9 protein-coding genes are annotated in these 15176 nt (G+C 60.9%); 3 read left to right on the forward strand and 6 right to left on the reverse strand.

The features are described from left to right. Window positions 1–11 precede the first annotated feature (11 nt). From OOB33_RS16285 to OOB33_RS16310, 6 genes are all read right to left on the reverse strand, one after another. The gene (locus tag OOB33_RS16285) at window positions 12–4895 is read right to left on the reverse strand and encodes an NACHT domain-containing protein (RefSeq protein WP_271009435.1); all 4884 of its coding nucleotides are present in this window, start codon (window positions 4893–4895) and stop codon (window positions 12–14) included. 53 nt (window positions 4896–4948) lie between these two features. After that, complete coding sequence (locus OOB33_RS16290; protein WP_271009436.1) at window positions 4949–6649, reverse strand: hypothetical protein; 1701 nt, start codon at window positions 6647–6649, stop codon at window positions 4949–4951. A 563-nt stretch (window positions 6650–7212) separates the two neighbouring features. Beyond that, entirely contained in the window at window positions 7213–7530 is a 318-nt protein-coding gene (locus OOB33_RS16295) for an addiction module antidote protein (RefSeq protein WP_271009437.1), read from the reverse strand. Window positions 7531–7565: 35 nt separating this feature from the next. Then, window positions 7566–8927, reverse strand: coding sequence for a hypothetical protein (locus OOB33_RS16300; RefSeq protein ID WP_271009438.1), 1362 nt, complete (start codon window positions 8925–8927; stop codon window positions 7566–7568). A 572-nt stretch (window positions 8928–9499) separates the two neighbouring features. Next, window positions 9500–9916 (reverse strand): rhodanese-like domain-containing protein, encoded by a 417-nt coding sequence (locus OOB33_RS16305; RefSeq protein ID WP_271009440.1) that lies wholly within the window; start codon window positions 9914–9916, stop codon window positions 9500–9502. Continuing rightward, window positions 9894–10298, reverse strand: a complete 405-nt coding sequence (locus OOB33_RS16310) for an ArsR/SmtB family transcription factor (RefSeq protein ID WP_271009441.1) — start codon at window positions 10296–10298, stop codon at window positions 9894–9896. The genes OOB33_RS16305 and OOB33_RS16310 overlap by 23 nt, the downstream gene beginning before the upstream one ends. A 144-nt stretch (window positions 10299–10442) precedes the next feature. Here OOB33_RS16310 and OOB33_RS16315 point away from each other — a divergent pair, with 144 nt between their 5' ends. The 3 genes from OOB33_RS16315 (at window position 10443) to OOB33_RS16325 (ending at window position 15159) form a co-directional block, all read left to right on the forward strand. Beyond that, window positions 10443–11552, forward strand: coding sequence for an efflux RND transporter periplasmic adaptor subunit (locus tag OOB33_RS16315; protein ID WP_271009442.1), 1110 nt, complete (start codon window positions 10443–10445; stop codon window positions 11550–11552). Between the two features lie 56 nt (window positions 11553–11608). Beyond that, a complete protein-coding gene (locus OOB33_RS16320; RefSeq protein WP_102769443.1) occupies window positions 11609–14875 on the forward strand; it encodes an efflux RND transporter permease subunit in 3267 nt (1088 codons plus the stop codon). Between the two features lie 74 nt (window positions 14876–14949). Next, window positions 14950–15159, forward strand: a complete 210-nt coding sequence (locus tag OOB33_RS16325) for a YgaP family membrane protein (protein WP_102766643.1) — start codon at window positions 14950–14952, stop codon at window positions 15157–15159. Window positions 15160–15176 lie beyond the last annotated feature (17 nt).

Consider the following 15176-nt stretch of genomic DNA (forward strand, 5'->3'; position numbering starts at 1 on the left):
AAATGTGCAGGTCAGCTCAGTTCCAATCCTGCTGTCACAGCGTCGAGGAGGGTGGCCCGCAGTGCACGCGAACTTGCTGCTACCGCGTCATAGCCAACGACCACAAGCCTCTGATCCGCGGCAAGGCTCTGTAGAAGGCCCAGCGCTGATGCTCTCGCAGATTCATCCAGCTTTCCCGCACTCGCAAGGTACCGAGCAAAACTGCCACTGATACTTCCATCAACGTCCAACCGCAGTTGTTTGCCAAGAAGGCTCACTACCTCTGGATCACGCTGCAGGCGCTCATGCACTGCTAGATTGATGCTGTCTTGGGCATCAAACTGCATCGGGAGTTCCCGGGTCACCATGCGTTTCAGCAGTTCAACGAACGTGACGGGGTTGTCACGCGCGGCAGAGATAAGTACGCCGACAGCCCAGTCCGCAAAATGGCGTTGCCGATTGGTCGCCGGCGCGGCACCGAATTCAGTGGCGTTTGGTGCATAGACCGCCAATGCAATCTCCGACACCGCATTGTGTCCTTGATTGAACAGCGTAACGAGACTCTGTCGCACTGCTTTGTCCTCTGGGAAGTGAGTCCGCAGGATCTCGGCGACTTCAGCATTGAGCATCGCTTTGCCATTGTTGTAATCCTTGGCGGCAAGCACCTTCCAGCAGTGATCGAGAAGAACCTGACTGCGAGGGCGTTCGCCCGCGAGTGCCCTCAACGCATTGGACGAAAGCGGCAGTTTGCCCTGGTCGGCTAAAGCCGAAAAGGCCGCCTTCGCTGCGGGAGATGCATTGGGGGCAACGGAAAGAATGCTTGCCAGGCCAGACTGACGGCCTGAACGCCCTATCCTTTCCAAGAGGCTCTCGCCAAAAACACTTTCCAACTCAGAAAAGCGTTCGCATATAAGGCGTTCGAGCGAGGGCATCGAATGCAGCGCGTTTCCAGTGAAAAGGGCGACTGGCTTGCCTTGATCGTGCAGTTGAGCAAGTCTATCGAGTGCGCCGATCACTATTAACCCAGCAAGAGCCGCGGCGCGAATGCTTTCATAGTCCGGCCCGACGGCTACGGCATAGCCGAGTAGTTCACGGACGGATTCGTCCCGCCCTTCAGCGGCCACCGCCCCATACTTCGCGATCGCCATGCGAACCCTCAGATCTGGGTCGCACTCTTGCATAGCCATATCGAGGATGCCGCCCAGGAAAGTTCCTGGGTCACTACCGATCGCGAACTCGACTACTTGAGCCCGCAGGCCGACAGGCAATGGCACGGCCGCAGAGAGCAGCAATGGGCCGAAGTCCACGTCGTCTGCATAAGCTTGAGCAATTGCTGCAATCGGGGGCTCTTCGCAGCGCAAGCGATTCGCTGCCAAAGCCCGTACCTTTGGATGCGAACCGAACCACTGGAATATTCCGGGGCTCGGATCGAAGATCCCCTTGCGCTCCGGAAACTTCATTACGGCTTGCACCGCCTCCTGATCAGAACCGTCGGATCCACATCTGGCCAAGCCTTCGGTAAGCAAATCACCGCGCATATTGGGGCGCTCGCTCATCCGGAGAAGACGCTCGCGTGCCGCCGCTTTGTCCCGATAGATCTCAGGCATCATCGACACTAGCTGCTCCAGTTGATCATCTGGAGCACCGACCAATGCATCTATCGTTGAGGAGACTTCTACGTGGTCCCGCCCCCATCCGGCGAGCAGTCCTTGAAGGGCCCAGTACCTATTGAATCCCTGCTTACCTTCAGCCAGCTCAAGCCGAAAAACAGCCGCAAGTTCAGCGTCGGCTACGTGCGACGCGAAGCTCACCATATTGCGCATGCCAATGATCCTATTCTCAGGATTTTTCCAGTAGGCAATTGCAGCGCTCCGAATCTCCGCATCGGACGCAGCAAATCGACCAATCTGCCTCCATACCGAATCGTCACCAAAGTGGAAATCGAATGGGTACTGGCTGCTGAATTCGTTCAGCACCCATCGGCGCAGGTCCGCATTGTGTATGTCGCAGGCCAGTAGGTACGAGGCGGCGGAGTCCCGCTCCCATATTGACTCGCCCAGACCGGTCATTCGGGCAACGGCCCCCTTGATGAGGTCAGCATGATTGGGCCAATATCGTTGAAGCATCCATGACGCTACCGCTTGGTACTCTCGAGACACACCTGACCAAAAGTTCTGGGCGCGAAGCAAACCGTCGCGCATATCAGCCTGTTCGAGGCCTTGCGACATCAGCCCGAAGGTTCCCACCAGGCGCAAATCATCTCGACGGGATGCCGCAGCCTCCTGGAACAACTCAACCGACTGCTCTGCATCAGCCCAACCCAAGGCCAAGCTCTCGAGCATAGCCACACTCGCATGCAAGTCACGCGAGTGTGCAAGGCCGCGGAGAAGACGCTGCTGCGCACCCTGGCCTGCCGAGAACACCTTGGCGTACGCCGCAGCCGCTGATCGCCGCACACTTCGGTCCTCATCATGCATGGCCCGGAACAGCGTTTCCTGAAGCCTGTCGGTAGGCGCCCAGCCTCCAAGTGCGCTGACAAGCGAAGTTCGCCAAGAAATGCGGGCTGGCAACCACTGAACGACCTTGCGTTCAACATCCGCCTTGAGCCCCGGATCGCTGAGCCCATTGAGTACAGACGCCAGTGCCTCGCGCCGAGTCGGCATCCAGTCCTGTGTCTCAACGGCTTCCATAACACCCTGTGCCAAGCGCTTCGCCGTCGGCGCCGCGCGTATCGTCACACCGAATGCGATGTCTCCAAGCACCGCCTGCTTGTTCAACTGAGAGACGTCGTCAGGCCCAGGTTCTTCGATGATTGCTACGAGTCGATCAAACTCATCTCGTCTTTGTACGTAGCCGAGCAGATTGGCCACGACGTTGCGCCATCGACTCTGCCCGACGTTCGCCCTAACGAACTCTTCAATTTCAAGAAACGGCCAACTGCCAATATGCTCGGCTCCCAGGTACTCTTCAAAGCTTGCATGGACAAAGCCCACTTCTCCGGGGGCCTTCTCGACGATTAGGCCCTGAGTCTCCGAATTGACAGAGAGGATCTCAGTTGCCGCTCGCGTAGCCTCGACTCCGTCGAGAGCAATGCCGTCGGGTGATGAGAGATAGGACCGTAAAGTGTCTCGCGCCAAAGATGTCGATATTCCGGCGCCACCCGAATTCTTCCTGACAAAGAACGCTAAATATGCAATTGCCGCCCGACGCTGGTCCTCGCTTGCGTAGCGATATCGGGGTTCAGTGTCGCCAGATGCCGTAGCTCGGCTGTTCGGATGGACCTCGAGAAGGACCCGTACGAGTTGGTTATAGATCTCGCCTCGCGTGCGTGGCAGGATTTGCCCACGAAGGGCCAGCGTTACCAGGCCGATCAAAAGCAACGGCGTCGAAGCAAGCGCCCCCAAGTTGGTGTCGCGCGTAAGCTCGTACATAAAGCGATCGACTCGCAAGCTTGCGTCCGATGCGCCTGAACTTCCGTCGCTCGAACTGGAAAACCGTACAAACCAGCGTGAGGCGATGCTTCGTTGTTGAGGCACGGAAAGATTTGCAATTCTTGCGCGCTGCCATGTGGAAGGCAGCGCGCCGATGCGGTCCAGCCCTCGCGGGCGGCCGGAGACGATGGCTGGTATTCCATGCGCTTCGACTGATGTGACGAGCGCACTGAGCGTCGTTCTCGCAGCCTGCTCGTTGCTCCACTCGTCAAGGCCATCGATCAGCAAGAGCACGCGACCATCATCAATGGCCTGATCAATCAAATTGGCCAACGATTGGGTCATCAAGTGTTCGACGGAGCGTCGAACGATTTCCTTGATGCCAACAATTCCGCCATCGCGCGCCGTTTGAGCTGACCAGCGGGCAAAGGGAATGTAGACGGGAAGGTGTTGCCCCCAGCGCGAGGCTAGTTCAGGGAAGAGCAACTGATGCTGCAAGATGTCCAGCGCAATGACTCGAAGCAGCGTGCTCTTCCCGCTACCTGCATCACCGAGAACAGCCAGCCATTGCGCGTTACCGAACCATTCATCCAAAGGCAGGCGCCGTGCACGAACGCTTTCAGTGACCTTCTTCCAGACTCTTTGATCTCTCGGTGTCGTTTGATCGCGCTCTGACACCGGGGAACCTGGGTCATCTCCGACCAGACCACCGTCGTCAACCGTCGGCGATGCTTCCTGTACCAGCACATCAGGCTTCAGGTATCGCTCCAACAATGTCAATGCAGGGCGTGCGTCGGCATCGACCGTCGAGCCGAAGCTACCCGGGTCGATGTAGTGAAATTGCGTCCTGTACACGTTGGCGAGCTGGTTGCGCGCTCTTGAGAAGGCTTCACCGTCAAGGCGAGAATTCAGCGTCGCCGCGGCATCTTCGCCCAGCAATGCGGACACCCATGGCCGCCCAAAGAAGTCGTCAATGAGCAGCGGTTGTGCTCGAAGACGGTCCGTCAAGTCCTCGCCATCGAGCGCGTTGAACACGATTCCGCTCGCCGACAACCTAGTAGCTTGACGTTCGGCTTCATCCTGAACTGCAGCAGAACGAAGGGACGCCTGGACGACAATCGTGAAGCGTTCCGATCGCGATGCCCAGCTTCCCGCCAGGAACAAGTCCACGGCCTCCGCAAGTTGAGCCGAAGAAAACGCCTTGTGACGCTTGGCCTGTACACAGTGATAGCGGCCATTGCCTTGGCGCACATAGATATCAAGGCCTTCTTGAGCGTCGCCCTGGCGTCCATATCGAGCCGCGTGCTCGACGTCAGCGTCTAAGCGGACCAGGCGGTAGCACAGACGTTCGAAGTTTTCCCAGGTTAGCCGGCCAAAGGGCAAGACCTGCTCCCGTGTGGCGACAGGCCGGACGGTTGGAACACCGTCAGCTGGGCTTGCAAGCGAGGCGACTTCTAAGTTGAGAGGGGAATCGGGCATAAACATCGCGAGAAGTGCGGATAACCTCAGTGCTGCTGAATCGACGGTGCGTCAACCAGCTAGGTGCGCGGATTTGTACAACCTGCGCCTATGGGCTGGTCTCGCGAGGAAAGTGCAATCAGTTTTCTGCCAATCTGCTCCAGCAGCCACGAGTGCTCCTCCGCATCAGAACTTCGAAGACGCTTTCGTATTGCCGCAGCCAGAATCCCGGCAAAACTGTCCGTATCGCCCTTGACGAAAGACTTGACTATTTCTTGGTCACTGCCGTCCGGCTCAAACCAGTCTTCCGGTATCGCAAGGTTGTATCTGCCGACAGCGATGCAGTCCTTCTTGATGGAATAGCTATCGCCGAGGCTCGTGTAGTCCAGCCTCATTGCGATCAAACCGGAGGGGAGTGGGATGCCTTGAAGCATGGCAATCACTTCTTCCGGATCGACCGGATACTGCGTCGCCCAGCTGATGTTTCCTGCAGCGCGCTCCGAGATTCCGGCGGTCAACAGCGCGTCTGTGGCGAGCGCAGCGTATGCTGTGGATCGTGCCCAGCGGTCGTCTGGCAACTCGGCTGCACGGCGCGAGACCTGTTCCTCCGTTGGCGCACTTGCATTAAGCATCTTTAGCACGCCAATGAAGAAGGGCTTACCGCTGAATGCGTAGAGGTCGGGCAGCGTGAAATCAATGCTGCCGATGAGCCCTGCTTCGTCCCAGGTGGGCATCTCCGACTCCAACTGGGCGCCTTCAAAGCAAGCCAGCGCTAGTCGGTCTAGTTCGGTGACCTCCTCTTGAAAGTACAAGGTTCCCCGCGCCAGCACTTCATTCGGTACATAGCCCTCGACGCCGTCGTCATCCGGATCGTTGTTGTCAGTTCCGTTTTCCGGCGGGGCCAGGGCGGCATCCGCCGCTAGAACCTCCTTTACCTTCCATCCGGGTGTCAAGTCGCCAACGCCGAATCTCTGCCGGAATAGCATGAGCACTGCGCCGACCGGCGTGGATAACATCCGGTCGTAAGCTTGAAACGACGGATCTTCGAGCGCCTTGTTCAGAACCTTGTCGATTTTCTTGGGGATCGTCTTGGCGGCCTTGACGCTATTGAAGTAATCCCGCTTTGACAGTGCAGCAGCGTGTTTCACGGACCGCCACATGGCATTCCAAATCTGCGCAGGCGAGAAGCGGTCCTGGACGTAGCTCGCGACGAGCCGCTTGGTCGACGCGATTTCCTCGTCTTCGAGGCACAGGGAGTACAGACTCATTTGCTGGGTGAGATAGGCAAAGCAATCCTCCGTTGCGCAGGTCACCCAGAGCTGATGGGCCGCTTCGACGTCTGAGATGTGCTTCGCCTCCGCCACCCGCACTGCGCTCGCGCGAGAGCCATCAAGGTGCGGCCTGAGCCGGTAGCTCGCTTCTATCGGCCGATAACGCAGGCTTTGCTCGTCTTGCGATAAAAGGAATCCTGTCACCGGGTACAGGATCGCCTGATTCGTGTGCAGCCGACTGAGAAGGTTCTGCAGTTCTTCCTCGGTCGCGCATGCAGGATCAGCACCACTGAAGGTGAAGCGGACGTCCACGTCCTCGCCCAAAGCACCTGCAGACCAGTCGTTGAACGCTTCGATCACGAGCAGCTGGTCGGCTGGTACACGATCGAAGTCTATCGCCCGATTGTTGTCTTCGATCCCTTCAACATAGGCGTCAACCTTCTGCTTGAGCAAACCTGCCAATCTTGCCTTCTCAGCGGCTACTGCCGTGGCTTTCTCGCTGTTCTTCATCCCTGACCTAAGCTCCTTTTACGCCAAAGGCGCGTACAGCTTAGCCGACGGCTTGAGTGAATTTGTCACCGAGCGGCGTAGGTTTTTCGAGCAGCGCGTAGGTCATAGTCTCATTGTTGGCATTGCCGCCGTTGCCGCGTACCGTGTGCGCTTGGCCCGGTTAGCTAGTGCGTCAACATTTGGGTGTGTCCGCCCCAACGACCGCCAGCCTTGTCGAGCGCCAGAGTTGGAACATGACTCTCGTGGCTATTAAGCAATCTCGTCGCAGGCAGGCGGAACCATACGGGGCTTGAGCCAGGCGGGCAACTTTTGAGCGTCGATCATGACCACATCGTCTGCGACGTGTTCCAGCTCCGCCGAGTAGGACAAACCACTCTCGTGGTTCCTCAGTTCTAAGTCGATCTCCCTGAGAAGTTAACGGATGCTCCGGTAGTCAAGGCTATCGCGGTGAGGCGCGCCAGAAGGAATCGCCGCATTGGCCCCGAATTAGATGGCTCAAGTCTGTGAGCACTGCTGACTGGGGATCCCTTGTCCGATAGGAATGCGTCGTGGACGAAGGTCTCTCATGTAGCGCGTGAGTGTTCTGGAACAGCGATCAAGCGAACGCCCAGCGCCGCGCAGACGCGCTGCACGGTCTCGAACCGAGGAGCGCTGCCAGGCCGAAGGGCTTTGTAAAGGGACTCCCGGCCGACACCCGACGACTCGGCAATTGCCGACATCCCGTGAGCCCGCGCCACGGTTCCCAGTGCCTGAGCTAGTGCGCCTGCGTCACCCTCTGCGATTACTTTGGTAAGGTAGGCCGCGATAGCTTTCTCATCAGCTAGATATTCGGCGGCATAGAAAGGCGTCAGTTCGACGGCTTTGCTGCACTTCTTTCCCATGGTGGCTCCGTTCAAAGCGCAATGCACACGGCTAGTCAGTTGTGCGGAACGCCCAGACTTTGGTACCGGTATGTACAACGAGCCTGCGGAGTCGGCTTCCAAGTCACTTTGATCGTCGCCCCTCGCTTGATTTTTTTCGGCGGCCTTGCGACGACGTTCGTGACCCTAATCTCGATAGCGGGCATTTGAACGACCTCTCCATAGACATCGATCTGCGGCCCCGGATCACTGCCGACGAATAGCAGCTCGCCGACAACTTTGGACGAGAGCACCTCGGGATCATCCGCGGTCAGCGTAAGCGTCGCCTCGACATCCGATGTGAGTTTCCCTTCATGAGCGCCTTCGATGATGTCTGCGGCTTCAGCAAGTGCCACATGCTGCTCAGCGGTAAACCGAAGATCAGCCTTGTACTTGATCGACCGATTCAGGAAGTCCGCGACCCGACGCGCCCGACGCAAATAGCCGAGCCTGTTGTAGGCATCGCGAACATGGTCGGCGGCCGCTTGTGGAGCGTAGCTAGCCCGGCAAACTTTCAGACCGCGCGCAAACAATTCGAGATCAACGGCCGCGCCAGCAGCCAGCGCTGCGAACAGGTCATAGGCCGCCTGAAAATTTGGAAGAAAACGAATGTCGCCGCCCTCCCAGACGTCGGTGCAAAGTTCAAACGAAAGATTCAGGTTATCGCTTGCACTTGCAGCTAGGTCGTGTTCACAGCCTAGTCTAAGTAGGCCGCCCAACGACTGCGCGTCGACGCTGAAGGTTTTGACACCGGCATACGCCCTTCCGGCAAAAGGTTCTAGTTCTCGATCCTTGCCTGTTGCAGCATCGCGAAGTGACACGCGAACTGCGGCCTCGACGCCATGTGGCGCAATTTCAAGCGTGCCCTGCTCGACACCATCGAATAGATGCGCCATCAAATCGGAACCTTCGATCTTGACGTCCTTCGTATTCACTTTGACTCTGCGCCCATGATCCAGGAGACCTCGGAGTTGCTCACGCCATTCCGGCGCGCGATGAGCCGGAACCTTGAAGCGAAACGGAACCGTCTCAAGGGCATTCAGCGTGTACAGGGATTCGCCTCGGACAAACGAGGTTTCGACCGAAAACCTGCGGTCCAGCGACTCAAGCGCCGCCTTCGATGCCCGGTGAACATTTGCGATCGCACCGTCTTGAACGCTAGGTGGGAGAGCGCCCAGCACCATCTTCATCTGATCCTGAACGTCCTTTGGTCGCAAATGCCGCCGCCCATGGCGACTTGCTGCGAGGGTCTCCGCTTGTGCCTTCCAGCGATGCAACAACTCCGCCGGAAAGCTGGCGGGATCGTTGTCAATCAGCCGCGAGCAGTTGTTGCAAAGCCAGATGCCATTGCTGATGCTGCTTCGCTGTGTGGGGGTCATGAACGAGTCGTACCTTGGTCCACCGGGTGCTGCGGCGCAAATGTGCGCCGCTACGCCCGTGCTGGAGACGCTGGCCACGTCCGAGCTCGGCCCAATGGTGACCGCATCACAAGAGGGGCGAGAGCAAAGGAAAGCCACGCGTTTTGCGAGCTTGTCTATGTCTGTCCTGTTGAATTCGTCTCGTGCCATCGGCGTCGTCTCGTTGTCGTCGCGCTATCTCGATCAGCCCACACGCTGTGAGCGCATCGATCTGATGCAAAGTGTATTCGATCGAGTACACATATGAACCGCACATCGACGATTGCCAACTAAGCGCGAAAAGCTAGACTTTCCTGCGTTCCGCTCAGTCTTAAATCGTCACGAAGCCGATTTCAAGCAGGTACGGAGCGCTGCCCCACCCAAAGCAAACGCAACACCGGATCGTTCGAACAGCTTTGCTGTCCGGACATGCAGCAGAAGCAAACGCAACACTGAACCGGTTTTGTCATTTGCAACGGGTTTGACGCAGATTTCGCAGTTTCTCCTGGGAAGGAAAACGCAACAGCTATCCCGAAGTACCTGGTTACGATATTTCAAAGAGCTGTGCGAACCGGGAGCCCCAGGGCCATCCAGGCCGACATACCGCCGGCCAGGTTGCACACCTGGGTGTGGCCGCGATGCAGCAGGAACTGCATGGCTTGCTGGCTGCGTCCGCCAGCGGCACAGGCCACGATGAGCTTGCCGTTGCGTGGCAGCTCGCCGTGGCGCTGCTGCAGCTCGCTGAGCGGCATATGGATAAAACGCTCCACGTCGTAGGCGACGCGTGCCACCTCGTGAGCCTCGCGCACATCGAGCAGCCAGGTGCCGGCTTCGGCCCGCAGCGAATGATGCGCGTCCAGCGCGTGAATATTGAGGTCGAAGGCCTGTGTCATGGCGTTGGCTTCCTTGTGATGACGAGTAAGGCGCGCGATGTTGAAGCCAGCGGCTTCAGCTGGAATCGAGCGAAGCATGTGCGGAGGCTTGTTGCAGCGCCGAGGTCTGCGACATCAAGCCGAGCGCGCGGGTGCAGAGATCGAAGACCGCGTCATCTCGCACCCGGTAAAAAGCCCGCGCACCGCGGGTGTAGCGCAGCAGCACGCCTTGCTGCTGCAAGACGCTGAGATGGCGCGAGATGTTGGCGGGCGTGGCCTGGCACTGAAGCGCAATTTCGCCGACATGGCGTTCCTGCGCCGACAGGCAGCGCAGGATGCTGAGGCGCATGGGTTCGCCCAGGGCCTTGAAGTACGTGGCCAAGGGAACGAGGCTGCCTGCCTCGGCCTGTGTCAGGCCCTGCGCGATGCGTGGAGGCTGGCTGAATTGGCGGACGTTTTCAGACGGGCTGGCGGCTTCCATGGTCTTGGGCCCTTTGCTGGCGGTCCAGGCGGTCGAAATCCCCTGAACACATGAGTCTCTGATTGCTTGATTAATTGACTATTTGCATTTGTGCGCAAATAATATGGCAACTTCTTTGATCTGTCCAGCCAGCCGAGGTTTCAGATGAATCACGCCGACACCGTTCCTGCCACCGTCTTGCCGCGTCGCCACGGGCCTGCGCTCGGCCTGTTGGTTCTGATGGCGGCGTTTCTGCAGACACCCGGCGTGGCGGCAGGCGGCGCGGCAGGAGGCCGCAGCGCCGAGCAGGCCAGCACAGCCCCGGCCCTTCGAAGCTTGGTCGTGGGCCCGTCCACGGGTTTGCAGGGCAGCGTGGCGGAAGGTCGGGTGGAGGCCGTGCGCCAAACCACCCTCGCGGCCCAGGTGTCGGGGGCCATCGTGCAGCTGGAGGTGAAGGCCGGTGACCGGGTTCGAGCAGGCCAGGTGCTGCTGCGCATCGACGCCCGCGCCAGCAAGCAGGCCAGCCAGGCCAGCGAAGCCCAGGCCCAGGCCGCCCGCGCCAGCTTGCAACTGGCCAGCCGCGAGTACGAGCGCCAGAAGCAGTTGCACCAGCAGCACTACATCAGCCAGGCTGCGCTCGATCAGGCCGAGGCGCAGTTCAAGGCCATGCAGGCCCAGACCCAGGCGCAGCTTGCGCAGCTGGCCCTGAGCCACACCCAGGGCGACCTCAACATCGTGCGCAGCCCCTACGACGGCGTGATCTCCGAACTGCCGGTGACCCTGGGCGATATGGCCATGCCGGGGCGCCCCTTGCTCACGGTCTACGACCCTCGTGCCTTGCGCGTCAGCGCCCATCTGGCGCAAAGCCTGGCGGCGCAGCTCCGGGACCAAAGTGGCTTGCGGGTCGAGCTGCCTGGCCAGAGCCAGGCGGTGGTGCCGCAGGGCTACCAGTTGCTGCCGGCGGTGGACGCCAACGCCCATACCATGGAGCTGCGCATCGATCTGCCCGCCCTGCCTGGCCTGGTGCCCGGCATGTTCGCGCGGGTGCAACTGCCGGCCAGCCTGAGCTCGGCTTCGCAGCTGCGGGTGCCCCAGAGCGCCGTGCTGAGCCGTGCCGAGATGAGCGGTGTCTACGTCATCAACGCCGAAGGCAAGCCCCTCCTTCGCCAAGTGCGCCTGGGCGCGGTCCAGGGAGGGCAGGTCGAGGTCTTGTCGGGCCTGAATCCGGGCGAACGCATAGCCCTGGAACCGCAAGTCGCGGCACGCCAGCGTTGAACCAGCAGCCGCCACAGCTGCAGCCAGCAAACAAGAACAGCAAGGAGCCGTCTCGCATGAAACCGCAAGACCCTCGTGAGAGCGCGCCGCTGGGCGCCTCGGGCCGCATCGCGGCGTTTTTCCAAACGGCGCAGATCACCCCGCTCCTGGCCTTGCTGGCTCTGTTGCTGGGCATGTTTGCCGTGCTGGTGACACCGCGGGAGGAAGAGCCGCAGATCAACGTCACCATGGCCAATGTGCTGCTGCCCTTCCCTGGCGCCAGCGTGCGCGATGTGGAGCAGATGGTGGCCACGCCGGCCGAGCAGGTGCTGTCGCAAATGGCCGGGGTCGAGCATGTGATGTCGGTCTCGCGGCCGGGCCTGGCGGTGGTGACGGTGCAGTTCAAGGTCGGTGTGCCGCGCACCGAGGCCCTGGTGCGTCTGCATGACACCGTGGCCAGCCATGCCGACTGGCTGCCGCCCAATCTCGGCGTGCAGACCCCACTGATCAAGCCCAAGGGCATTGACGATGTGCCCATCGTCACCCTGACCCTGTTTGCCGAGCAGGGTGAAATCGGCGCTTTCGATCTGGAGCGCGTGGCGCACAGCATGGAGATCGAGCTCAAGCGCGTGCCCGGCGTGCGTGAGGTGCGCAGCATCGGCGGGCCCGGCCGTGCCGTAAATGTGCAGATCGACCCGGCTCGGCTGAACGCCAGCGGCCTGACCGTGGCCGACCTGCGCCATGCCCTTCAGGGCGCGCATCTGGCCCTGCCGCTGGGCGATTTGCTGCAGAACAACCGCGCCATTGCGCTGGAAGCGGGCGCCTTCTTGAGCAGCGCGGCCGAAGTGTCGGAGCTGATCGTCGGTGTGCACGGTGGCAAGCCGGTGTTCCTGCGCGATGTGGCGCGCATCGAGGACGGCCCCGTGCGGCCGAGTCGTTACGTCTGGCACGGCGAAAAGGCCCAGGGCAGCGCGCCCGATGCGAGCCCTGGCCGCGAGTTCCCTGCGGTGACCATTGCCATCACCAAGAAAGCCGGCGAGAACGCCATCGATGTGGCCGAAGCGGTGATGCAACGTGTCGACGCGCTGCGAAACACCGTCATTCCGGCCGAGGTGTCGGTCAGCGAGACGCGCAACTATGGCGCTACGGCCAACGACAAGGCCAGCAAGCTGATTCAGAAGCTGCTGTTCGCCACCGCCTCGGTGGTGGCACTGGTGTTCATCGCCCTGGGCCGGCGCGAGGCCGCCATTGTCGGCACGGCCGTCATCCTCACACTGACCGTCACCCTGTTCGCCTCCTGGGCTTGGGGCTTCACACTCAACCGCGTTTCGCTGTTCGCGCTGATCTTCTCCATCGGCATTCTGGTGGACGATGCCATCGTGGTGGTGGAGAACATCCACCGCCACCAGCAGCTGTTCCCGGGGCGCAGCCTCAAGGACATCATCCCGGGCGCGGTCGATGAAGTCGGCGGCCCCACCATCCTGGCCACGCTGACGGTGATCGCCGCCCTGTTGCCCATGGCTTTCGTGTCCGGTCTCATGGGCCCGTACATGAGCCCCATCCCCATCAACGCCAGCATGGGCATGCTCTTGTCGCTGGCCATTGCCTTCATGGTCACGCCCTGGCTGGCGCGCCTGTGGATGAAGGCCCTGCCGGCCGACACCCCGACCGACCCCCATGCCTTGCATGGCCTCTCCGCCAAACTCGCCCCGCTGTTCGAGCGGGTCTTCAAGCCTTTGCTCGATGCCCGGGCCGGTGGCCGCAATCGCCGCTGGCTGGGCCTGGGCATTGCTGGCCTGATTGCGCTGTCCCTGGCGCTGCCGGTAGCGGGGCTGGTGCTGCTCAAGATGCTGCCCTTCGACAACAAGTCGGAGTTCCAGGTCGTGGTGGACATGCCGGCCGGCACCCCGCTGGAGCAGACCGCGGCCGTGTTACGCGAGCTTGGCGCTCATCTGGCCACCATGCCCGAGCTGAGCGACTACCAGGCCTATGCCGGCACGGCAGCGCCCATCAACTTCAACGGCCTGGTGCGCCAGTACGATCTACGCGCCGGCAGCGAGCAAGGCGACATTCAGGTGAACCTGGTCGACAAGCATGAGCGCAAGGCCCAAAGCCATGCCATCGCCACCCGCGTGCGGCCGGCCCTGCAAGCCATCGGCCGCCGCTTTGGCGCCAACGTCAAGGTGGTGGAGGTGCCGCCGGGCCCGCCGGTGCTTTCGCCCATCGTGGCTGAGATCTACGGCCCCGAGGCCGAGGGCCGCCGCCAGGTGGCCCAGGCGGTGCGCGCCGTGTTTGCGCAGCAACAGGGCCTGGTCGATGTGGACGACAGCAGCATCGCTGCCGCGCCGCGCAAGCTGCTGCTGGTGGACCGCCGCAAGGCCGCCCTGCTTGGCATTCCCCAGCAGGCCATTGTTTCGACCCTGCATGCGGCGCAGGCGGGTGAAGCCGTGAGCTGGCTGCACGATCAGCAAAGCAAGTACCCAGCCGCGGCCCTGCTGCAACTGCCGCCGGAGTCACAAGGGGATTTGAACGCCCTGCTCTCGCTCGCCGTGCGCTCGGCAAGCGGCGGCCTGGTGCCTATCCGCGAACTGGTGACGGTCAGCGACACAGTGCGCGAACAGCCGGTGTATCACAAGGATCTGCTGCCCCTGAACCTGGTGGTGGCCGATATGGCCGGCGCCATCGACAGCCCGCTCTATGGCATGTTCAGCATGCGCTCGGCCATCGCTAAGATCCAGGCCCCCGATGGCGCGGGCCTGACGGAGTACTTCATCAGCCAACCCCAGGATGCCTACCGCGGCTATGCCATCAAATGGGACGGCGAGTGGCAGATCACCTACGAGACCTTCCGCGATATGGGCGCGGCCTACGCCGTGGGCCTGGTGTTGATCTATCTGCTGGTGGTGGCGCAGTTCGGCTCCTACTTGACGCCCTTGATCATCATGGCGCCCATTCCGCTGACCATCATCGGCGTGATGCCGGGCCACGCCCTGCTGGGCGCGCAGTACACGGCCACCAGCATGATCGGAATGATCGCGCTGGCCGGCATCATCGTGCGCAACTCCATTCTGCTGGTGGACTTCATCAATCTGCAGCTGCGCGAAGGCCTGCCGTTTGAGCGCGCCATCGTCAGCGCTGCCATCACCCGTGCCCAGCCCATCATGCTGACCGGCCTGGCGGCCATGATGGGGGCCTTCTTCATCCTCGATGACCCCATCTTCAACGGCCTGGCCATCTCGCTGATCTTCGGCATCTTCGTCTCCACCCTGCTGACCCTGGTGGTGATCCCGACGCTGTACTACGCGGCCTACCGCCACCGCCAGCATCTGCTACTGGCGCCCTGACCCCGGGTGCCACCGCCCTCTTCCACCCTGTTCTTTTACGTCTTCAAACCCATTCTTCACAAGGAGCATCCCTCATGAGCACCTGGCAAATCGTCCGCATCGTCGCCGGCAGCTTCATCTTGCTGTCCCTCGCCCTGGGCCTGCCTGGCAGCCCCGTATTCGTCTCCAGCTGGTGGCTGGCCTTCACCGCATTCGTGGGCGCCAATCTGTTGCAAAGTGGTTTCACCCGCTGGTGCCTGATGGAATCCATCCTGGCCAAGCTGGGGGTGAAGCGAGGTGATTGAGCTGTTCAGAACTTCCC

It is taken from the genome of Paucibacter sp. B51, assembly GCF_027863535.1.
GTDB classification, from domain to species: Bacteria; Pseudomonadota; Gammaproteobacteria; order Burkholderiales; family Burkholderiaceae_C; genus Paucibacter_A; species Paucibacter_A aquatilis.